Annotated in this window: 25 protein-coding genes and 1 pseudogene; 5 read left to right on the top strand and 21 right to left on the bottom strand. The window is 40.4% G+C overall.

Going from position 1 to position 20,178, the window contains the following annotated elements; all coding sequences use genetic code 11:
• Window positions 1–146 precede the first annotated feature (146 nt).
• From dnaB to E0485_RS14990, 10 genes are all read right to left on the bottom strand, one after another.
• The gene (dnaB, locus tag E0485_RS15025) at window positions 147–1,517 is read right to left on the bottom strand and encodes a replicative DNA helicase (protein ID WP_132418924.1); all 1,371 of its coding nucleotides are present in this window, start codon (window positions 1,515–1,517) and stop codon (window positions 147–149) included.
• A 16-nt stretch (window positions 1,518–1,533) separates the two neighbouring features.
• A complete protein-coding gene (locus E0485_RS15020; protein WP_132418880.1) occupies window positions 1,534–1,866 on the bottom strand; it encodes a hypothetical protein in 333 nt (110 codons plus the stop codon).
• Window positions 1,844–2,767 (bottom strand): hypothetical protein, encoded by a 924-nt coding sequence (locus E0485_RS15015; protein WP_132418879.1) that lies wholly within the window; start codon window positions 2,765–2,767, stop codon window positions 1,844–1,846. Before E0485_RS15015 ends, E0485_RS15020 begins: the two co-directional genes overlap by 23 nt.
• Window positions 2,768–2,779: 12 nt before the next feature.
• Complete coding sequence (locus E0485_RS25150) at window positions 2,780–2,932, bottom strand: DUF6906 family protein (RefSeq protein ID WP_165921197.1); 153 nt, start codon at window positions 2,930–2,932, stop codon at window positions 2,780–2,782.
• Between the two features lie 173 nt (window positions 2,933–3,105).
• On the bottom strand, window positions 3,106–3,411 hold the full coding sequence (locus tag E0485_RS15005) for a hypothetical protein (protein WP_235857587.1): 306 nt from the start codon (window positions 3,409–3,411) through the stop codon (window positions 3,106–3,108).
• A gap of 46 nt (window positions 3,412–3,457) precedes the next feature.
• On the bottom strand, window positions 3,458–3,580 hold the full coding sequence (locus E0485_RS25700; RefSeq protein ID WP_268957580.1) for a hypothetical protein: 123 nt from the start codon (window positions 3,578–3,580) through the stop codon (window positions 3,458–3,460).
• A 24-nt stretch (window positions 3,581–3,604) separates the two neighbouring features.
• Complete coding sequence (locus tag E0485_RS15000) at window positions 3,605–3,853, bottom strand: helix-turn-helix domain-containing protein (RefSeq protein WP_132418878.1); 249 nt, start codon at window positions 3,851–3,853, stop codon at window positions 3,605–3,607.
• Between the two features lie 153 nt (window positions 3,854–4,006).
• Window positions 4,007–4,228 (bottom strand): hypothetical protein, encoded by a 222-nt coding sequence (locus tag E0485_RS14995; RefSeq protein ID WP_132418877.1) that lies wholly within the window; start codon window positions 4,226–4,228, stop codon window positions 4,007–4,009.
• Window positions 4,229–4,300: 72 nt separating this feature from the next.
• Complete coding sequence (locus E0485_RS25145) at window positions 4,301–4,477, bottom strand: hypothetical protein (protein WP_165921196.1); 177 nt, start codon at window positions 4,475–4,477, stop codon at window positions 4,301–4,303.
• Complete coding sequence (locus tag E0485_RS14990) at window positions 4,452–4,724, bottom strand: helix-turn-helix domain-containing protein (RefSeq protein WP_132418876.1); 273 nt, start codon at window positions 4,722–4,724, stop codon at window positions 4,452–4,454. The genes E0485_RS25145 and E0485_RS14990 overlap by 26 nt, the downstream gene beginning before the upstream one ends.
• 149 nt (window positions 4,725–4,873) lie before the next feature.
• Between E0485_RS14990 and E0485_RS25805 the strand changes: the two genes are divergently transcribed.
• Entirely contained in the window at window positions 4,874–5,212 is a 339-nt protein-coding gene (locus tag E0485_RS25805) for a helix-turn-helix domain-containing protein (protein ID WP_132418875.1), read from the top strand.
• A gap of 50 nt (window positions 5,213–5,262) precedes the next feature.
• On the opposite strand, the gene E0485_RS25140 is transcribed toward E0485_RS25805, so the two are convergent.
• On the bottom strand, window positions 5,263–5,412 hold the full coding sequence (locus tag E0485_RS25140; RefSeq protein WP_165921195.1) for a hypothetical protein: 150 nt from the start codon (window positions 5,410–5,412) through the stop codon (window positions 5,263–5,265).
• Window positions 5,413–5,514: 102 nt separating this feature from the next.
• Between E0485_RS25140 and E0485_RS14980 the strand changes: the two genes are divergently transcribed.
• From E0485_RS14980 to E0485_RS14970, 3 genes are all read left to right on the top strand, one after another.
• Entirely contained in the window at window positions 5,515–5,745 is a 231-nt protein-coding gene (locus tag E0485_RS14980) for a helix-turn-helix domain-containing protein (RefSeq protein WP_132418874.1), read from the top strand.
• Between the two features lie 145 nt (window positions 5,746–5,890).
• On the top strand, window positions 5,891–6,808 hold the full coding sequence (locus E0485_RS14975; protein ID WP_165921194.1) for an exonuclease domain-containing protein: 918 nt from the start codon (window positions 5,891–5,893) through the stop codon (window positions 6,806–6,808).
• Window positions 6,809–6,835: 27 nt separating this feature from the next.
• Window positions 6,836–8,305 carry a recombinase family protein gene (locus E0485_RS14970; protein WP_132418872.1) on the top strand — a complete coding sequence of 490 codons (1,470 nt, stop codon included), beginning with the start codon at window positions 6,836–6,838 and terminating at the stop codon, window positions 8,303–8,305.
• A gap of 23 nt (window positions 8,306–8,328) precedes the next feature.
• Here the strand turns inward: E0485_RS14970 and E0485_RS14965 are convergent.
• The 10 genes and pseudogenes from E0485_RS14965 to E0485_RS14920 form a co-directional block, all read right to left on the bottom strand.
• Window positions 8,329–8,706, bottom strand: a pseudogene (locus tag E0485_RS14965) (manganese catalase family protein); the annotation flags it as partial.
• Window positions 8,707–8,727: 21 nt separating this feature from the next.
• Entirely contained in the window at window positions 8,728–9,021 is a 294-nt protein-coding gene (locus tag E0485_RS14960; protein WP_132418871.1) for a spore coat protein CotJB, read from the bottom strand.
• Window positions 9,021–9,251 carry a spore coat associated protein CotJA gene (locus tag E0485_RS14955; protein WP_132418870.1) on the bottom strand — a complete coding sequence of 77 codons (231 nt, stop codon included), beginning with the start codon at window positions 9,249–9,251 and terminating at the stop codon, window positions 9,021–9,023. Before E0485_RS14955 ends, E0485_RS14960 begins: the two co-directional genes overlap by 1 nt.
• Before the next feature lie 233 nt (window positions 9,252–9,484).
• Window positions 9,485–10,528 (bottom strand): sporulation integral membrane protein YtvI, encoded by a 1,044-nt coding sequence (gene ytvI / locus E0485_RS14950; RefSeq protein ID WP_132418869.1) that lies wholly within the window; start codon window positions 10,526–10,528, stop codon window positions 9,485–9,487.
• Between the two features lie 42 nt (window positions 10,529–10,570).
• Window positions 10,571–11,902 carry a hemolysin family protein gene (locus tag E0485_RS14945; protein ID WP_132418868.1) on the bottom strand — a complete coding sequence of 444 codons (1,332 nt, stop codon included), beginning with the start codon at window positions 11,900–11,902 and terminating at the stop codon, window positions 10,571–10,573.
• 15 nt (window positions 11,903–11,917) lie between these two features.
• Window positions 11,918–13,051: a radical SAM/CxCxxxxC motif protein YfkAB gene (gene yfkAB, locus E0485_RS14940; RefSeq protein ID WP_132418867.1), complete on the bottom strand. Its 1,134-nt coding sequence runs from the start codon at window positions 13,049–13,051 to the stop codon at window positions 11,918–11,920.
• An 89-nt stretch (window positions 13,052–13,140) separates the two neighbouring features.
• A complete protein-coding gene (locus E0485_RS14935; RefSeq protein WP_132418866.1) occupies window positions 13,141–15,366 on the bottom strand; it encodes an MMPL family transporter in 2,226 nt (741 codons plus the stop codon).
• An 83-nt stretch (window positions 15,367–15,449) separates the two neighbouring features.
• Window positions 15,450–16,553 (bottom strand): HD-GYP domain-containing protein, encoded by a 1,104-nt coding sequence (locus E0485_RS14930; protein ID WP_132418865.1) that lies wholly within the window; start codon window positions 16,551–16,553, stop codon window positions 15,450–15,452.
• A 145-nt stretch (window positions 16,554–16,698) separates the two neighbouring features.
• A complete protein-coding gene (locus tag E0485_RS14925; protein ID WP_132418864.1) occupies window positions 16,699–17,517 on the bottom strand; it encodes an undecaprenyl-diphosphate phosphatase in 819 nt (272 codons plus the stop codon).
• A 15-nt stretch (window positions 17,518–17,532) separates the two neighbouring features.
• Complete coding sequence (locus E0485_RS14920; protein ID WP_132418863.1) at window positions 17,533–18,981, bottom strand: bifunctional metallophosphatase/5'-nucleotidase; 1,449 nt, start codon at window positions 18,979–18,981, stop codon at window positions 17,533–17,535.
• Between the two features lie 127 nt (window positions 18,982–19,108).
• Here E0485_RS14920 and E0485_RS14915 point away from each other — a divergent pair, with 127 nt between their 5' ends.
• Window positions 19,109–20,161, top strand: coding sequence for a ThiF family adenylyltransferase (locus tag E0485_RS14915; RefSeq protein ID WP_235857586.1), 1,053 nt, complete (start codon window positions 19,109–19,111; stop codon window positions 20,159–20,161).
• Window positions 20,162–20,178: the final 17 nt, after the last annotated feature.

Genomic DNA, 20,178 nt, shown 5'->3' with positions numbered 1-20,178 from the left:
GCTTATACTGTTTCGGATAAGTCACATAATCAACTCCGTTTCTGTAGCTGCTGCAATTCTCTAGCTGCTTCATATCTCACTTCAATGTTCTTGGATTCATCCGTAGCAATTTGGTAAAGCTGTTCTATAGTCAAGTTAACCTACTCCTACGCGCTCTTATTCTTCTTTGGCGGTCTTGTACTCTCATTGAATGGCTCATGATTTTTATCCAATGTTACAAACTTGTTGTAGTTCTTAAGGAATGCCAGCTCCACCGTTCCAACTGGTCCATTCCGCTGCTTGGCAATGATGATTTCGATCGTATTCTTCTTCTCGGATTCCTTATTGTAGTAGTCGTCACGATACAAGAAGGCTACAATGTCCGCATCTTGCTCAATCGATCCTGATTCTCGAAGATCTGAAAGCATTGGTCGTTTATCCTGCCGCTGCTCTACGCCTCGGCTAAGCTGAGATAGTGCGATAACTGGTACATCCAATTCCCTAGCCATCTGCTTGAGCATACGTGAGATTTCAGATACTTCCTGCTGACGGTTTTCGCCTTTTCCTCGACCAGCAATCAGCTGTAGATAGTCGATCAATACTAGCCCTAATCCATTCTCCTTCTTCAATCGTCTGCACTTCGATCTGATTTCGTGAACGGTTAAGTACGGGCTATCATCAATGAAAATATTAGAATTAGATAGTGATCCAATCGACATCGTGATTTTTTCCCAATCTTCACCTTCGAAGTATCCAGTTCGTAGTCGGCTAGCATCAACATTCCCCTCAGAGCTCACCATGCGCTTAACTAACTGACTTGCTGACATTTCAAGGCTGAATATCCCGACAGTTTCTTTGCTTTTAAGTCCAACATTCTCCGCAATATTTAGTGCGAAAGCTGTTTTACCTACTGATGGACGCGCTGCGACAATAATGAGATCAGAGCGTTGAAATCCGCTAGTCATCTTGTCCAAGTCAGAAAATCCACTTGGTATTCCTGTTACGCCACCGCTAGAACCCCGATTGTTGTACAGCTTCTCAATATCGTCATACACTTCCACCAATACGTTTTTTATTGGCTTAAACTCTCTTGCTGGAGCTGCTTGATCTGCTAGGTTTATGACTGAATTTTGCATTGAGGATAATACAGAATTTATGTCAGTTGACTCAAGCGCCTGGTCAATATGCAGCTTACTTTCTTCGATTATTTTTCGCCTTGTGTGTTTATCCAACACCCTTGCGATATAATGTTCAATGTTTGCTGTGCTCGGAACACTCGAAGCCAACCTTGAGAGATAAGATACACCGCCGATATCATCCAGTTCTTCTGTATCAGTTAGCTTTCCAGTAAGAGTAAGTAAGTCAATAGCAACTGGATGCTCTGAGTCGTTCAATGCTTCCATTGCTCGATATATCCGCCTATGCGAATGATTATAGAACTCGTTCCCCTGCAGCAGCTCTCTAGCTCGCTCAATCAAGTCTCCTTGCCTGATAATTGCTCCAATCACAGCCTGCTCTGCTTCATAATCCTGCGGCATAACAATGACTAATTGCTCATCGTTGTAGTAAGTCACGAATCTTCCCCCTTAAGCCCGGCGGTGGTGGTGCTGCGCTAGCTTTCCAAGCATCAAGTTGCTCAAAATACTCCTGTGCTGCATCCTTCGACCGCTGCCGATCTTGCTGCTCCCCTAACCGTCCGCGTATGTCGGAAATTGTAGGTGGGAACTTGTCCGTCATGATATGCTGATCAACATTTGCAACAGCCACGTCATAAGGGAAATCTCTAAGGTACTTATGGCATTCGTTAACGCTCTCCAAGCTTGCATCGAAGCTAGGGTAACGTTTTTTGACGGTCTTGAATAGTTTAGCTACTTCTGCTAGTTCCAAGCTTTCTCTCCTCCTCTGCAATGAGTCTATCCAACTCATCCAATTCTTTTTGTTGCTTGCTGCGATAAGAAGTTTTTCCAAGGGCGACAGGTTCCGACGGCACGTTTTCTGTTATGGAGCCAAGGGCGACGGGTTCTAGTGGTTCCGTTATGGCCTTCTCTTTGACCCAAGCGTCATAAATTGCTGGAGCGCAATATGTGAATGTCCTGATACGGTCAAGACGATGTTTAGGTGTATATTTTTCAAAGGATTTATCAATACCAGACTTGATAGTTTCAACAGGTATTCCATCTGCAATAGCCTGCCTGATTGCTTTCTCATCGTCATAGTTAATATCAAATCCTGAATTTCGTTTGATTATAAAATAATCTTCAACTTCTTTTGCTCGACGTTTAAATTCTAGTTCATCAATTATTTGATGTTGTTCAGAATCAGAAGAAGAAGATAAGGTCTTTATAATATCTTTATTAGATCGGACATTTCTGTCCGTGTGATCGGACATTTCTGTCTGATCTATAGTTGAGTGATCGGACAATTTTGTCTGTTCTCTCACTTCAGATAGGACATTATTGTCCGATCTATTTTTGTACTTTTTAGAGTTTCTTACTTCAATAATCAGCCCATATGGAGCACGAATGACTTGTATATAATGATGCTCTTCAAGTATGTCTATCCATCGGCTAACTGTCTTATCATTTACTTCAAAAGGATCAGCAAGATCTGATAGTTTCATAGGCTTACCGCCAAGCACTAACCCCCATGTCACACCATCATCATCCATCTTTTCTTTTGTAGTTGAACTGATGCACCAGAGGAAGAACCATAGTGCCTTATTAATCCGTTTATAATGTTTTGGCTCCAACAACCCCGAATAGGTAGCAAATGGATAGCTTTCAGACATCCTTATCAACTCCTATGCAGGTATGACTTTAACAAGGCTTGTATAACGATGGATTAGATGAATCTCATTACCTGGAGCCTTGCGGATTAACCAAACCTCTAGACTGCACCCAGCAGCCTGCATTGCGATCTTCTGCCTACGTGTTGGCTTCTTACCTCTTGCCATTTTGACCACTCCTATCATCCCTAAGATATATAAATGGGTACTTAGCTCTTACAACCGTGAAGCCCGGGTAACCTCGTTCGAAGTATCGTTTAACTTCTTGCTTAAAACGATCGGGGTCCGAATCTTTCAGACCCCATATTCGATTGCTTATGCCTGATTTCATAAGTGGTTTATCATCTACCATATCTAAAATTCAATGCCTTTAATGCTAGAGCTGTATTATGTTCATCTAAATAATCCATATTACCAAGATCAACCTTATCCCTACCGTTAAAAAGGTGTAACGCAAGCCTCAGCATAAACTTCTCACTTTTCGACCACGTCTTGGAAATAGCTTTTAACCTGTCCACTTCAATAGTCCGATGTTTGAAGTCAATGTACTCATTTGTCCAATAACTTCTCAATTTTTTTGACCCATGAAATATAAGCATTAAAGAATACCAATATCGATCATTAACCAATTCCTCAGGAATAATCATCTTCCATCCTCCGACAAAGTATGATAAAATAGGAATAACAAAACTTTTAACCGAGTTTTACACGAAGTCGCTTTGCAGAGCGGCTTTTTTTATTTTGCATTACATCTTTCAATACCATCAATCGTTCACCTTTTGTAAGTGATAGCCAATCGCTAACCTTAACATTCATCCAATATCCCTCCTTATCAAGTTTTCAACTTCCTACTAAACTAAGTAAATTTTGCATAATTGAAATCCCGTCCATTCCCAAAAAAAATGCTACTGCTACATCCTTTGCTCCAGTAACTTCAGCCCACATTAGTAATGTGTTAGCATCAAGTGTCTTTTGGTCATTCTCTAGTTTGCTAATACAACTACGTGAACGATGCATCTTTTCCGCTAATTGTTCTTGACTTAATCCTGCTCGCTGCCTGCAAGCTAGAAGGATGGCACCAAACTTCATCCTACAATCCTCCCCTCTATAAAAATGTTCAAATTGCCCAGTGTTGGAACAGCGCACTATCTATTTATGAATTAATATTAAATTAATCCTTTACCTAGCTTGTCCACCTTACTGGTACCGCTGGCACATCCCCACCGGCGGTATCCACCATCCTTAGCTAACGCATGCCTTAACTGGTTCTAATTGCTTTACTGATTCTATCGGATCAGCTACTTTCCATGTCTGACCAGTTTCTAGGTTTTTGATTAGTAATGCGCATTTAATAACAAGTTGCGGGAAGTCTTCGGGTCTGTGCCCAAGTACGATCGATGGATCTTTTCGAGATACAACAGTTTCCGTTCCGAGTCGAAGCTGTTTTCTCTTGGTTTTAGCCATGATATCCCCTCCAATCATTTAATAATCAATATGCCTTATTGCTTGGGCATGTTGACATAAATCTTTAACATATTAACTGTTTAAATCTTCGACATTCTCATCCAACAACTTCTGAGCATTCAACATCTCTTCATACACGATGGGCAGCTCATTTTTAACAAAGTCATTTGCGATCTGAAGCTTGTATAGTTCACTTGCAGCCTGATAGTTTTTTAAAGCTGAGTTAACTGCATGCAGTGCATACTTCATATTGATTTCCTTTCTCATATTGTTGCTTGTAATTAAGCGTATCGCTTAATTCGTTCTCAAAAAAAATTCTAATATCAACATCTAAAGCAGTGGCAATTTGCTGTAATGAGTCAACATTAAGTGTTCTTCTTCCAGTCGATATTCCATGATACCAGCTAGTAGTTTTCCCACATTTCTTAGCAATGTGCGTTTTAGTTACGCCTTTACTAACTCTTACTTCTTCAACTTTTTGATGAACTGGTTTCATATCATCACCCCTAACAAATGCGCGTAACGCTTAATATAGTTTGATTATAGTTTAAGCGTTACGCTTAGTCAATATAATTTTTATGCTTTTCGCATAAAAATTTTAACGTTGCGCTTAATAATGTTATATTCAATAGTGAGGTGTTTATAATGAGTGTATTAGGAAAACGATTGAAACAAGCTAGAGATGCCAAAAAAATGACTCAGATTGATGCTGCAAAAAAATTAGGAATTTCAAATGGTACATTATCTGGATATGAACGTAATTATAGAGATCCTGATACACTAACACTTGAAAAAATGGCTGCTTTATATGAGGTAAAAGTGGATTGGCTTCTTGGAAGAGACTCAAACTCTAACAGTATCGATACCTTATATTCCGATATTAGCGATATTGATAAAGAAATCATGAGGGTATTTCGAGAGCTTGCTCCTGAAGATCAAGAATATGTAGTTGATTTAATGAAGAGGATTCAGAGAAAACCATAAGCGTACTATAAAAAGAATCTCCCGGGCCCTGGGAGATTAAGTCTGTGATGTTAATTCTGGTTGCTGAACAATTGACTTAATGCTTTGTGCAAATCCTTAAAATTCCCTTGGTCCTCAATTAGAGATAATAAAGAAATTAACTCGTCAGTTGATGCAGAGTGGATAGTTTGCATAAATAAATCTTCAAGAGTTGCAGCCATTACATCCTCCTATGAGTATGCCGTTTGTCAATGTAATCACATTATATACGAACATACGTTCTTATTCAATCTATATATCTACGTATGAAGAGGAGTTTAGTCATGACCTATCGTCCTGGTCGATGCCTACTCCGTCATCTTCTTATACAACGTAAGAAAACTCAACAATGGCTAGTCGAAGAAACTGGTATAGATAAATACCGAATCTCCGATTATGCGAATAATCGTGGAGTCATGAGTCTGCCTACGGCAAAGACAATAGCATCAGCTCTTGATTGTCCAATAGACGATCTCTACGAATGGTTGATAGATGACGGATCAGCAAGAGAGTAATACTACTCTCGACCAGATATCAGTTGTGTACATACACAACTGAAAGACTTTATGACAGCGCTGTTCTCCGTCTTCGTATCAAATATATCATGTTATCAAAGTCTTATAGTAATTAAATTTATGGTTAATTAAGGGGATGAATTTTGTGAATTTTGTGTCAATCGATTTTGAAACAGCTAATAGTAGTAGAAACAGTATTTGTTCTGTAGGAATTGTAGTAGTAAAAAATGGTGAAATAACAGATAGTTATTATAGTCTTGTGAAACCACCTACACTCGATTTTGATGATATTAATATTTCAATCCATGGAATTACGCCTAAAGACGTTAAAAATAAACCTACTTTTAGAGAATTATGGAAAGAAATTTTACCTTATCTTGTCGGTAATGATGTTATTGCACATAATGTATCTTTTGATTTCAGTGCATTAAGAGCAGTATTAGCATACTATAATTTAGATTTTCCTGAACTAAATTACTATTGCTCCTACCTACTATCAAAGAAAGTTTGGCCTGGTCTACTTTCTTATAAATTGACAGCAGTTGCTAAAGAAATTAATTATCAATTTAAACATCATGAAGCATTAGAAGATGCACAAGCAGCTGCAAAGATTATAATTGAAGTCTGTCAAATACATAATTCGGAATCTTTATCTGACCTTTATTCAAAACTGGAAATGACACCAGGAAGATTATTTATAGATGGTTATACACCTGCATCAATTGGATTAGCACAATCAAAATTAAAGCTAAAAGCTAAAGATATTTCATCTAACAATACTGAATTTGATGAGACTCACCCGTTCTACCAAAAAGTAGTTGTGTTTACAGGAACTCTTCAATCTCGTTTGCGGAAAGAAGCTATGCAAGAAGTTGTTAATCTAGGTGGCATATGTAATGATGGAATAAACAAACATACCAACTTTCTAGTTATGGGAGAACAAGATTTTGCTCGTATCGGCGGAGATAAAAGCAGTAAAATTAAGAAAGCGGAACAGCTTTTAGCAAATGGACAAGAGATTGAGCTTCTTTCGGAAGTAGACTTTATAAGGCTTTTATCATAATGAATATTCTATCTAGGAGGTTCATCGATGCGTGTAGCAGCTTATATTCGAGTAAGTACAGATGAGCAAGCAGACAAAGGAAATTCGCTAGGTGAACAAGAGGAACGTCTAATATCATATTGTCGGGCAATGGGATGGGAACGGCCGATCTTATATATTGATGATGGTTACAGTGCCAAAGACTTGAATCGTCCTGAAATGATTAGATTGCTTGACGATATCGATCAGAATAAATATGACATGGTACTTACAACCAAAATCGATCGTCTATCCCGTAAACTCCTTGATTTGCTAAACTTAATTAAACAGTTTGAGCAGCATAATTGCGGATATGCATCCGCATCCGAACAGTTAGATACTGCAACACCAGTTGGTAAGATGGTGCTACAAATATTAGGTGCATTCGCAGAATTTGAGCGTGAGCGGATCAGTGAAAGAGTTAGAGACAACATGATTTCTATTGCAAAACATAGCAAACAGAAGCTAATCACGCGACCATGTTATGGGTATGATGCTGGTGATGGAATAATGGAAATAAATGAGGATGAAGCAGAAGTAGTTAAGCAAATGGTGAGTTGGGTATTTGAGGGACATGGATTGAGGGAAATCTCCAAGAGATTGAATCAACAAGGGATAAGAACTAAAGGCAATAAGAATAGCAGAGACTTCTCTTGGGAAGAAAGCAAGGTAAGACGATTACTGGCCAATGAGACGATATGCGGGATGATGATCTATAACAAGAGGAAATCTAGTGGAGACAAGATCGTTATAAGAGACAAAAATGAATGGGTTATTCAGTATGACCACCATCCTGCAATAATATCGAGAAATGAATTCAATGAATTACAAACTATACTACATACTCGGAAATTAGCTAATAGACATGTTGGGGATGATACATATTTATTATCTGGTCTAGTTCGCTGTAAGCATTGCGGCGAGAAGCTATCTGGTAATACCCAGAAGATGAAACGAGGTTCTAAAGAGTATGAATATAATAGATACATCTGCCAGACGTATGTTAAAAAAGGTGGATGCTTCTATCATGCAATATATCGTGACGATATCGAGAGGTTAATTGTCGATCGCATCACTGAAGTTGCTCAAAGTGCTCCAGGAGATATGAATTTAAAGGTTAGCAACCCGAGGAACATTCAGAAAGAACAAAATGATCTGCAGAATGCTCTAAAGAAAATTGATCATAAAATGCAGAAGCAGATAGAAGCATATGAGGATGATGCTATTTCAAAAGAGGATTTAAGGAGAGCTAGTACTCGTATTGAAGGGGAACGCTCGAAAATAATGAAGCAGCTCGCAGATTTAGAGAAGAATCAAGATAAGTTAATTCAAGCTAAAGTGCATCAGAAGGCAAAGGATTTAATTGGTGATATCCTTTCAGATGATCGGCTGAAAGTCAAGGAAGCTATTCGCCTGCTAGTAAGCAATATTGAGGTTTCAAACGGGGAAATCGTTGATATTACATGGTTCGGTGGGTGATTATATTTGTATATCTCTCACCGAGCAATAGCTTCACCTTTGGCTGCGATATAAGTGGCTGTCCATGCATCTCCGTTTGCGTTTTGATAAAATAAGGCACGATTATGATTGGCATAATGTGGACCTAAACCTGCAGCTATCAATTCATCGACGGAAGCGTCTTTCGTCAGTTTATATACCATAGTCGCAATCATCTCTAAGTGTGCAAACTCTTCTGTCCCAATATCTGTAAGTAGTCCAATTACTCGATCAGGTATCGTATAACGTTGATTCAGGTAACGTAGTGCAGCTGCAAGCTCACCATCAGCTCCCCCGTATTGTTCGATCAGAAACTTCGCCATTCGCGGATCGCATTTGGATACCCGAACGGGATACTGCAGCTTTTTCTCATAAACCCACATTCCAACACCTCCAATTTCTCTTCATACCTGCCATGGCCATGGTGTGTCGATCCACTGCCAAGGACATTTCGTATAGCTGAGACCAAAGGCATACAGTGGTCCGAATAAAGGCTCGAACTTGCTGACAAGTTCTTTTCTTTTTTGCGCAAATTGATTGTACTGTTGAATGGCTTGCATATCGTCAGGATGCGTATCCAGATATAGCGTTAGTTCGACTAATACAAAATCAACTGTTTGTATATCCTTAAGCATGGAATAGAATTCATTAGGCAGTTGATTCGCTATTGGACTGGCTGCTTGCTTGTTGCTGCTCATCAGTTTTCAGCCTCCTTCCTTCCAGCGCTCAGATTAGGTGTGTAATCAGAAAATAACGGTTTCCACAGCGTACCGAACTTTAGGGCTTCGTATGGCGAGAATTGTGGAAGATTAGGTGGTTGAAAAGTCATATATAAGTGTGGAGGAGTCGAAAAGCATTTGGTTAAAATAGGTGGACAAGGATCAAAGGGCGAGATATACGGGCAATAACATTTCGTATTTGTATTCACATCATTACCTCCCCATATAAGATTAAAATACATCGTAGTTCTACCATATGACAGAAGCCTATACATGTTTCCAACTAATACGCCAAGAAGAAACGGTTTCACCGTCCTTAAACGGGTGCGTTTCTTAAGGTGTTACTTAGAATTTATGACACGGAGTTATAAATTCTATAACACACAAAAAGCCTGCTACCGCAAGTCGCGATAACAGGCTTTATCCAGCTTAAACTATTTCATTAATCGTCATCTAATCGGATATTCATTTTGAGCAAACCAGAATGACGCAACGTTTGATAAATAATAACAACGAATGGCCCAATAAACACACCCATAAAGCCCATAAGCTCATAGCCCACATATAGCGAGACTAGGGCAGCCAGTGCACTAATTCCAACGGTATCGCTTAGGATCTTAGGTTCAATGATTCTGCGCATCGTAGCACCTACGATGAATAAGATCAGAATACCTACACCATAGCCCACATTGCCCAGAATAAAATGATAAAGTGCCCATGGAATAAATACGAGTCCCGTACCAATAATCGGTGCAAATTCCATGATGGTGACTAACAAGGCGATGGCAAGTGGATACTCTGTTTTGAGTAACAGAAGTCCCAGGAATGTAAAAATATACGTAATAATCGCAAGGATAATCTGCGACTGGAGGAAACCGAAGATTGCCGTACGCAAATTAACCATCACTTTATCCACTTTATCTCTCGAGCCTACATCGAACAGCTTAATAATTGATTGTTTGAGAGACGGCAGCGAATAGGTGAATAAGTACACCGCAATGATAAACACCGTAACGAACACAAATAAATTAGGGATCGTACCTGCAAGATAAGCTGATACGGTTTTGACGATTCCGGCTACCGTATTGGGTAACTCTTGAGCGGTGGATTCTAACCAGCTTCTGAGGCGATCGGCGATCTCGGGTGGAAGCGATTCATAGAATGAGCGTGTTTGCTCCAAGGCAGCATCCAAATAATTCGTTGCTTCCTCCAAATAATGTGGAGCCAAATTCCAGAAATCAATCACTTCTCGTACAATTTTGAATCCGATCACATAGAACAACAATAACATGACGAGTGTAAACAGCGTAGATACAATCGTCCCAGCCGCAAACCGATTAACACGCAAATGCTTAATAAGCAAGAGTGTAATCGATTCAAGCGAGATTGCTGTGATTAACGCCAATAAGAATGGCAAACCTACTGTAAACATGGCATATAACAATAGGATGCCAACAACCATACTAATCGCGGTACGAAGTGACATAGTACCCCCTTCAATTCTTAAACATGATTTGTCTGTAGAATCTTAGGAGCTAGGTGTATCTTCAATTTGTTTGATCAATACACGTACAATTCGCAATCGATCTGTCTCAGCTACCTCGAATATATGAGAGTCATATCGAACTTGACTGCCTACATCAATTATACCTTCAAGCCTCTTGAATAGCCAACCTCCAATAGAATCGACTTCATCATCCTCAATCTCTATCCCCAGAATATCATTCAAATCTTCAATTAGATAGCGGCCATCCACTGAAGTCGCATGGTCCACCTTCTCAACCATCGGTCGTTCATCGATATCAAATTCATCGCTGATCTCGCCAACGATTTCCTCCAGGATATCTTCCAACGTAACGATCCCTGCGGTGCCGCCGTATTCATCTATAACGACTGCGAGTTGAGAATGCTTACGCTGCATCAGCTTAAGAACGCGGCTGATTTCCATCGATTCAGGAACGCTTAAGATTGGCCTAATATATTTACGCAAATCTTGTTCCTCATCAGGATCAGCTGTTAATAGATCAGTTATGTGTACGAATCCGACAATTTCATCTTTATCATGCTCACCGACAGGATACCTCGTATGCTTGGTTTCATACACAATATGCAGATTTTCTTCAAATGTATGGTTTAACAATAAGCATTCGACATCCATCCGCGGCCGCATAACCTCACGTGCAACCCGATCCGAGAATTCAAATACATTATCGAATAATGCTAGCTCGTCCTTATCAATAATTCCACTCTTGGCACTTTGATTCATTAATATGCGAATTTCTTCTTCCGTATGCGCACCTTCGTCTTCAGAAGCTGGCTCGATGCCAATTAGACGCAAGAAGTGATTTGCCGCGCTATTAAGCAGCCAAATAACAGGCTTAAACAGCTTATAGAACAAGATAAGAGGCATCGATATCCATAGAGAGGCGGCTTCTGATTTACGAATCGCTAACGATTTAGGTGCCAGCTCACCGAGGACAATATGCAAGAACGTAATAATAGCAAAAGATAATACGAACGATATGGAATGAATAAGCGTTGGTGAAGTAATATTCACTAAGCTTAAGAGCGGCTCAATCAACAAGGTTGAGACAGCTCCTTCACCTATCCAACCTAATCCTAAGGATGCTAATGTAATACCAAGCTGTGTTGCGGACAGGTATGCATCTAATTTTTGCGTTACGGACAATGCATATTTCGCCTTGCCATTTCCCTCACTTACGAGCTGCTGAAGTCTTGATTGTCTTACCTTTACAATGGAGAACTCCGCTGCAACGAAAAATCCATTCAGGGCGACAAGTCCAATAACGAGTAGCGTATATACAATAATTTGGTCCAATTCAAAGGTGGTGTGTATCAATGAGAACGTCTCCCTTTATTTTGCCTTTCGCAGCTTAAAATCAACATCTTGATAGTAGGCATCAGCGACCAATAAATTCGGGCCGCAACAAGAGGCTGTATCACAGAAACAATTAAATCGAGTATGAAGCGGGTGATGAGTCCATCTATCAAAAATCGCATCAAGTCCATCATGCATGATATTGCCTTGCGTAGGTTCATCTGCAAAATCCGTGACAAATACTTGGCCATCAAATAAATTCACATTCAGACGATTGCGTCCATCTGGATCATTGCGCACCGTCACATTCGGTTCTGTTCTTAGTCTGCGTATAAGTACTTGATCTTCTTCTTGCTCATTGCATGCAAAAAAAGGTAAAGTACCAAATAACATCCACAAATCTTTTTTGCGTACATCCAGTAGATGATGAATGGATTTGCGTAATTGTTCTAGTGAAATCTTCGGCAAATTAGCCGCAAATGCACTATGGTACATTGGATGCACTTCATGTCTTTGACAGCCCATCTCATGGATTAACTGATGAATGCCTCCTAATTTCTCATGCGTGCGATAATTAATCATCGTCTCCGCCGATACGAACAACCCGCCTTTGCTTAGCTTAATCGTATTATCCATCATGCGATCGTACATACGAGCTGCAGTTCCTCTGCCAACTGAATGTGCGGAGCGAACAAAGCCCACTGCATAGAAATCATCCTCATTCAAATAGTTCCAGGAAATGTGCATCACATCAAGCCATGGCGCAATATCCTCATATCTTGCCAGATCGAGCGTCAAGTTAGAGTTAATCTGAGAGCGAATGCCACGTTCACGTGCGTACTTCAGGATCGGAATAATATAATCCTGCACCGTCGCTTTATTAAAAGTAGGCTCTCCACCTGTAATGGAAATAGTTTCCAAGTTTTTCACTTCATCAAGTCGCTTAAGCATGATGGCAAGCGGCAGTTTCTCAGGTTCTACCGTTACGAGCGTATTGCCCACTGCACAATGCTCACAGCGCATGTTGCATAAATTACTGACTGTCATTTCGACAGAAGTTAACACATGCTTGCCGTGCTGACGAATGGAACGAAGCGGATCCCATGGATCATATGAGGGTGAAAGTGCAGGTGCTGGAACCACTAATTCTTCGTTACGATTCAATATCATTATAGTTTGTACTCTCCTTCAAATAAGACTTTATTCAATCCTATTCTTACTATTGTAACGAATATGATCTCAATTGAAAACTTTAAAACTTATTTCACGGCTTTATCAGGCTGTCTAGAAGGACGCATCCATCTTGGTGCCCACCAATTTGCTTTACCGAGCAGTTTCATTAAGGCAGGTACAAGAAGTACACGAACAACCGTTGCATCAATTAATACAGCAAGTCCTAGTCCTAAACCCATCGCTTTCATGATCTCAATATCCGTGAATATAAAAGAACCAACAACCACAATAAGAATAAAGGCTGCGCTTGTAATTAAGCTACCTGTTTTCTTTAGTCCTTCTGCGGTGCTTTGCTCATTGTTCCAGCTAGATTCATATTCTTCCTGTATGCGCGAAATGAGGAATACTTCATAATCCATCGAGATCCCAAATACAACACAGAAAATAATGACGGGCAGCATCGCGCTGACATAACCGATAGACGTAATCTGGAATAGATCAGCCAAGTGACCGAACTGGAATACAGCGACCACAATTCCAAGGCTTGCGCCAAGAGACAAGACGTTCATCAATACAGCTTTTAAAGGCAATAAGACGGAACGGAATGCAAATAACAATACAACGAAAGTAACACCGAATACAAATAATAGAACATTCACCAGCTTGTCCTGTATGCGATCTATGACATCTAATCGATAAACAGGCGAACCTGTAACGGTCGTTTCCAGCTGATCTGGATTAATCATGCGAAGCTTCTTAACAAGCGTATCTGTTGCTGCATCATCTGGATTGCTCTCTGGTGTTACTGCGACAAGAATAAACTTATCCTTAACGAGTTTTTCCGCTTCCAACTTGTCACGTACTGGCTGCTGACTTAACATTGCTGAGATTTCAGCAGGTGAGCGTCCTTCAAAAGCGGTTAGATAGCTTTGAACACTCCTTACGTCAGTTGTTTGCTTTAAATCATCCATATACTTACTAACAGCAGCAATCGTCTGTTCTTCCCAATAGTTACCCTGAGCTTGTACAGCAACACGCAAACCATTCACTTCACGCATATCATATGTCTGTTTCATGACATCACTGCCATAGCGTGAATCATAGCTTGGTGGAAGAACTTCTGTACTTGGCAAATTATATTTAATTTGTGTAATAGGCGTCATCGCATAAATCAGAACTCCTGCAATTACTACGATAAAAATAATCGGCCGTTTCATGACAACTGTAGCAACACGATTCCAAAACTGAGACGGTTTCTTTCTGCGCAAGAAGCTAGGAATCACCCGTAATGAATTTATTTTATGACCGAGAATGGCGAAAAGAGCCAAAAGCAGCGTATTGCCGACAATAACCGATATCGTCACAACGATAATACCGCCCACACTAAGTGATTGGAAGAAGTTAAGATCGATAAACAACATGCCGAGTAAACCGATTAATACCGCAATCCCCGAAAAGAAAATGGAATGACCTGCTGTTTGGCATGTCATCGCGACAGCTTCACGTACGGTAGATTGTCTTCTCAGTTCCTCACGAAATCTGCTGGTAAGGAATAACGCATAATCAATCCCTACAGCTAGTCCAAGCATCGTGACCAGATTAGGTAAGAAATTAGACAAAGAATGATTCTGGGCAATGAAATAAACGATTCCAAGCGTAGTTGTCACACTCATCAAACCCACGACAAGCGGAAGCAAGGCACCAACGATCGTACCAAATACAAGCAGCAGAACGATAAGAGCCAGAGGTAAACCGATCATTTCAGCTTTAACAATATCGTTCTTACTTGCCTCCTGCATATCATATAAGGCTGCAGTTCCACCTGTAAGATAGACCTGCATCCCTTCAGGAGCCGTAATTTTACTACGAATTTCGGGATAGTGCTGAAGAGCGGCATCTGTATGTAAATTCATCATCACATCCACAGACTCTACGCCTGAGCGAGCATCTGGATTTCTCGTCGCTTTCGAAATTTCTACATGCTCCACATAAGGTAGCTTCGCAAGCTCTTGAAGCGAATCAAGAATCACTTGCTGATTCTTGCTCTCTGTTAGATCTAGCTGGTCGCTTTCGTACACGAGATTCATAACAGAGGCGGATGTTTGCAAATGATCTTGAATCAGTTTAATACCATTATCAGATTCACTTCCTACCGGAGTAAAACCATTATCTTTCAGCAAGCCTGGCGCTTTGGCAGCAAAAATAGCTGAGCCTGCAAGTAGAAGCACCCAGAATACGAGGACAATGAACCTAAGCTTGTACATCCAATTACCCCAATGCCAAAAAGCGCCTTTCTTTGAAACCTCTCTCATCACACGCTATCCCCCGACTGATTGATTTAACTTGCTTATTATAATACAAAAATAACCTGGTTTCCCAGGTCATTCATCTATATCTATGCCATTTTTCCACTGGTTGGATTAACCTCAGTAACCATCAGTGATAAGTGCTTGGATAAATCAATTTCATATGGTGCATGTAAATCTTGTCCATCTTGATCTTGCAGTATACGTACAATCGGACGGTGAAGGTAATCGTTATTTAAATCAACAACAACTCCAACCTCTCCTGTCGACAATGCTACCGTCATCCCAATCGGATAAATAGCAATTTTATTACGGAAAACTTCAACCTTTTGCTTATCATATAAAGTACCTGCATCAGCCATCAAAATATCAAGCGCATAATGAGGTAGTTTTGCCTGTCTATACACACGTTGCGATGTCATGGCATCAAAGGAATCCACAATCCCAATCCATTGAGCATATTCGTGAATATCATCCCCGCCAATCCCACGTGGATAGCCGCTGCCGTTCATTCTCTCATGATGCTGAAATGCACAGTGTGCGGAAATCAATGGAATATTAGCCTCATCCTTCAGCATTTTGAAACCATAGGTCGTGTGCTTCTGAATTTCTTTGAATTCCTCATCTGTCAGCTTGCCTGGTTTAAATAGGATCTCTTTGGGTATTTTCACTTTACCGACATCATGAAGAAGTGAGCCCAGCCCTAGTGAATAAAGCTCTTCACGTGAATACCCTTGAGCAATCCCTAGCAGAGAAGTATAGACGCATACGTTCATCGAATGCTGATATAAGTGTGAATCCATTACACAAATATTCGTTATAAGCGACATTGCCTCTCGATGATCGCTAATGTCATCTAGAATCAGACTGAACACTTCACGAAATTTTTTGCCTAAAAAACTATATGTATGACGATTATCTGAATTCGTATCGTACATCATTTTGCGAAAAGAAGAACGAATTTCAACGAGTACTTTAGCTTTCGTTTCCATTCTTAGAGGTTCATGAATTTCGATATCATCGGTCCTGTGATCTTGAACATATATATTGGTGATCCCATGAGTTTGTAATCTCTTGATCAGATGCTCTGTTAATTCAACATTTTCAGCTAGTAGTATGACGCCATCTGCACTATAAATATTCTGATGTAGTCTCATACCGGGCTGACACATGTTGATTGGCAATAAACGCATAGTTACTCCCCATATCCTTTTAACTGTTGATGATCTATATCCATATTCTACTCTAAAATATTTCAACTTAAGATGCAATGTAAATTATGGCATAAAAAGGAATGTTGTTTGTGAAATTGCGTACATTTCGAGATAAAGACACATTTTACCTTTTAACCAATAAATAGACCAGAAAGACGGCTGCTAGTGCAAATCGATAATAGGCAAAATAGGTTAGTTTTAGCTTGCTTACTAGTTTAATGAATGTAACGACAGCAAGCAGCGCTACCATAAACGAAACGAGAAATCCAATTGCGAAGAAGCTTGCGCTGTCTGGAGTGAATTGATCCCAAGTAGTTAGCAACTTATAACCGGAAGCAGCGAACATAATTGGAATCGCCATGATAAAGGTAAAGTCCGCAGCAACCTTTCGGTTAGTACCGACGAGCATGCCTGCTGCTATTGTAGATCCTGAACGTGAGAATCCAGGCCATAGAGACACAATCTGCCATAAGCCAATAGATAACGCCTGACGATAAGATAGATTATCCAAATCATCCGTCAGGGGTTTGCTGTGCTCGATCTTCTCTGCAGCAATTAGGAGAATTCCCCCAAGAACTAAACCAACTAGAACGGTATAAGGAGAGAATAAGTACGTGTCTATTTTTTCCTCAAAAAAGAAAGCCAGTGCCATCGCTGGTATGATTCCAATCAAGATATGAATTAAATCCATCTGATTTGGTTTAGCCTGCTGCACACCAACACGAATTCCGAATAAGCTGAGAATTCGATTCCAATAAACGAGTACAACAGCTAGGATTGCTCCTAATTGAATAACGATATCGAATGTATTCAGTAAAGAATCGTCGTGTGTAATGTTTAATAGCTCCTGTGTCAGAATCATATGACCAGTGGAGGATACGGGCAGAAATTCGGTTAAGCCCTCTACTATACCGATAATAATGGCAACGTAATTATCGTACATACACACTCTCCCATTCTAACTAGAACTTTGAATCCATCTCTTTCTCTTCGCAAGCTGGATTTCAGTTGTATCCTGGAGCTGATAACTTAGAATATCCCGAAGGAACTCTGGGAGCATGTACTTGATATTCGTTCCTTTGCTAAGCGATAAATAACCGACGCCGAATGTGAACATGTCGATTGTCCCTACTCGGTATTGACGTTCCTCTTCAAAATTCCCGTTATGAATTCCAATTCGAATAATTCGGTCCATCGGTTGTCTCTTAAGATCATATTCGACAGTTAGTCCATCTATACATAAAGAGCCTAGCACTTCACCACGGAAACCAAATCCGCGTATTTCTTTGTAAGTAAATTCAGTCATTAGTGATTGCTCGAGCGCCTCGCGAAGCTCATAACCAAATAACGAATATATACATGGATTGATCGGCCCAGGACAGATTTCTAACAAATTACCACGCGTTACCTTTCCCTTGGATAACCCGCTTAGCAATTGCCCGGCATTGACGATTCCGATTTCGGCAGAAGTCCATTTGCGCAGTCCACTCGCTAGCAAATTTCCTAATGGTGATTCTTCATACCAATTAAGAGCTAAATCTTCCTCTAAATGGACAATCTCTTGGGACAGCACAAGATTTGCTTGATCGGCATTATTTTTCAATATTCCGCTTACTTCTTCATCAGCAGGCAGTTCATCTGTTTCAATGAGCCTACCATTGATACTCACAATTGAAACAGCATCATGCTCTGCTATGTATTCGATCTCCACTTCTCCGATGTATTGTCCGAACTTGCCTGCAGCACATACATGTGTGTTGCCAAACACATGCGGCTCGGTGATCACATGATGGGTATGCCCACCCAGAATAAGGTCAATACCACTGATTTCTTTCGCCATACGCTCGTCAAAGCCATAACCAAGATGAGACATCACAATGATCACATCGACTTGCTGTCTTAATTCTCGTACATAGGTCAATACCGCTTCAAGCGGATCCGTAGCATTCCAACCAAGCTCAGCATAGAAGGTTTGATAAGCAGCAGTTACACCAATGAGTCCAATCCGAAGCGGACCCTTCTGAATAATGACATAAGGTTCCATCCAATCTGGGATGCGCCCGGACTCCACTTCGCGTATATTGCTACCAATAATAGGGAAATTAGCTTGATTATAATAACATTCTCTCAGTATCGCTGGTGTGAAGGTAAGCCCTTCATTATTGCCAAGAACTGCTGCATCATAACCTGTAGCATTCATCACTTCAACGTTAACCTTACCAGCAGTTCCATCCGTTTCAGGACTCATACGATCCATATGATCGCCGATCTCCAAAGTAAGCAATTGATCGTTTCCAACCTCACTGCGCTTCTGCTTACAATAGGATGCAATACGCGTCATCTGTTCCAAATGACTGTGAAGATCATTCGTATGTAATAGAACAAGTTTTTGTACGCCTTGAGACATGATCTTGCACCTCCATTCATCCCTTTGGCTTCCTACCATTATAACACCTACATATTCCAAACGCATGCAAATATGGTATGCTAATAGGTACCCATAATGAACCTAAGAGCAAGGAGACTATGCTGCGATGAGCCTTCATAAAATGAACTTCACAGACCCGAGATATGAAAGGCAAATACGATTTGCTGGTATTGGCGAGATTGGCCAGCGCAAGCTATCTGAATCAAGAGTTGCGATTGTAGGTCTTGGAGCACTTGGTACGATGCTCGCTGATCAATTGGTTCGGGCAGGTATTGGTTATATACGCATCATCGACCGTGATTATGTAGAAATAAGTAATTTACAAAGACAAACCCTATATAATGAGCAGGATGCTAAGGAGGGTACTCCCAAAGCAATTGCTGCAGCTAAGAAACTTGCATCTGTTAATTCTCTTGTACAGATTGATCCACATGTAGTCGATCTAAATCCCTTTAATGCAGAGCATTTATTAAGTGATGTCGAGCTCATTCTCGACGGCTCAGACAATTTTGCAGTTCGATATCTCATTAACGATATAGCGCTTAAATTCAATATTCCCTGGATCTATGGAGCTGCTGTTGCGTCCAGGGGTGTTTCCTACACCATCATTCCACATTTAACGCCATGCTTGCGTTGTCTATTTCCCGAGCCGCCTGCAGCAGGCATTGCTGAAACGTGTGATACAGCTGGAATTATAGCAACTGCATCGCATACAGTCGCTTCTCATCAAGTTACAGAAGCTTTCAAACTGCTGATTAATAAACCAGAGGTACTGAATCGTACAATGGTACATTTTGATCTTTGGCACAATCATACTTATGCAGTAGATGTAGCAAATGCTCATCAACCTAATTGCCCTGCATGTGGACAGCATCAATATGATTACTTAGAAGCTAACAACTATGCAGATACAATCATCACTTTGTGCGGTCGTAATAGCGTACAGATATTGCCGATATCCCCAGCAGCATTATCGCTTGAAGAATGGGAAGCGAAGCTGTCCAGAATAGGTTCTGTTACGCGGAACACCTACTTGCTCAAATTCAGTCCAGATCCTGAAATTGTCATCACTTTGTTCCAAGATGGAAGAGTAATTATACAAGGTGTCACCGATCACATTGCCGCTAAATCCCTCTATGCCAAATATATAGGCACTTAAGCTCATTTTTGCTAGAG

Origin of the sequence: Paenibacillus albiflavus (assembly GCF_004344915.1) — a bacterium.
Lineage (GTDB): Bacteria > Bacillota > Bacilli > Paenibacillales > NBRC-103111 > Paenibacillus_AM > Paenibacillus_AM albiflavus.
The sequence above is the reverse complement of the archived record's forward strand: the minus strand, read 5'-3'. Positions and strand labels throughout refer to the sequence as shown.

Bases quoted from the DNA above. Each gene is read 5' to 3' on its own strand.
- E0485_RS25145 (WP_165921196.1), bottom strand. From the start codon at position 4,477: ATGAAGTATGCACTGCATGCAGTTAACTCAGCTTTAAAAAACTATCAG.
- E0485_RS14920 (WP_132418863.1), bottom strand. From the start codon at position 18,981: ATGTCTCAAGGCGTACAAAAACTTGTTCTATTACATACGAATGATCTT.
- E0485_RS14995 (WP_132418877.1), bottom strand. From the start codon at position 4,228: ATGGCTAAAACCAAGAGAAAACAGCTTCGACTCGGAACGGAAACTGTT.
- ytvI (WP_132418869.1), bottom strand. From the start codon at position 10,528: ATGTCACTTCGTACCGCGATTAGTATGGTTGTTGGCATCCTATTGTTA.
- E0485_RS15015 (WP_132418879.1), bottom strand. From the start codon at position 2,767: ATGTCTGAAAGCTATCCATTTGCTACCTATTCGGGGTTGTTGGAGCCA.
- E0485_RS14980 (WP_132418874.1), top strand. From the start codon at position 5,515: ATGACCTATCGTCCTGGTCGATGCCTACTCCGTCATCTTCTTATACAA.
- E0485_RS14970 (WP_132418872.1), top strand. From the start codon at position 6,836: ATGCGTGTAGCAGCTTATATTCGAGTAAGTACAGATGAGCAAGCAGAC.
- E0485_RS25140 (WP_165921195.1), bottom strand. From the start codon at position 5,412: ATGGCTGCAACTCTTGAAGATTTATTTATGCAAACTATCCACTCTGCA.
- E0485_RS14990 (WP_132418876.1), bottom strand. From the start codon at position 4,724: ATGAAACCAGTTCATCAAAAAGTTGAAGAAGTAAGAGTTAGTAAAGGC.
- yfkAB (WP_132418867.1), bottom strand. From the start codon at position 13,051: ATGATATTGAATCGTAACGAAGAATTAGTGGTTCCAGCACCTGCACTT.
- E0485_RS25805 (WP_132418875.1), top strand. From the start codon at position 4,874: ATGAGTGTATTAGGAAAACGATTGAAACAAGCTAGAGATGCCAAAAAA.
- dnaB (WP_132418924.1), bottom strand. From the start codon at position 1,517: ATGCCGCAGGATTATGAAGCAGAGCAGGCTGTGATTGGAGCAATTATC.
- E0485_RS15000 (WP_132418878.1), bottom strand. From the start codon at position 3,853: ATGAAGTTTGGTGCCATCCTTCTAGCTTGCAGGCAGCGAGCAGGATTA.
- E0485_RS14930 (WP_132418865.1), bottom strand. From the start codon at position 16,553: ATGCGTTTATTGCCAATCAACATGTGTCAGCCCGGTATGAGACTACAT.
- E0485_RS14960 (WP_132418871.1), bottom strand. From the start codon at position 9,021: ATGAGCAGCAACAAGCAAGCAGCCAGTCCAATAGCGAATCAACTGCCT.
- E0485_RS14935 (WP_132418866.1), bottom strand. From the start codon at position 15,366: ATGAGAGAGGTTTCAAAGAAAGGCGCTTTTTGGCATTGGGGTAATTGG.
- E0485_RS14915 (WP_235857586.1), top strand. From the start codon at position 19,109: ATGAGCCTTCATAAAATGAACTTCACAGACCCGAGATATGAAAGGCAA.
- E0485_RS25700 (WP_268957580.1), bottom strand. From the start codon at position 3,580: ATGAATGTTAAGGTTAGCGATTGGCTATCACTTACAAAAGGTGAACGA.
- E0485_RS14925 (WP_132418864.1), bottom strand. From the start codon at position 17,517: ATGTACGATAATTACGTTGCCATTATTATCGGTATAGTAGAGGGCTTA.
- E0485_RS25150 (WP_165921197.1), bottom strand. From the start codon at position 2,932: ATGGCAAGAGGTAAGAAGCCAACACGTAGGCAGAAGATCGCAATGCAG.
- E0485_RS15005 (WP_235857587.1), bottom strand. From the start codon at position 3,411: ATGATTATTCCTGAGGAATTGGTTAATGATCGATATTGGTATTCTTTA.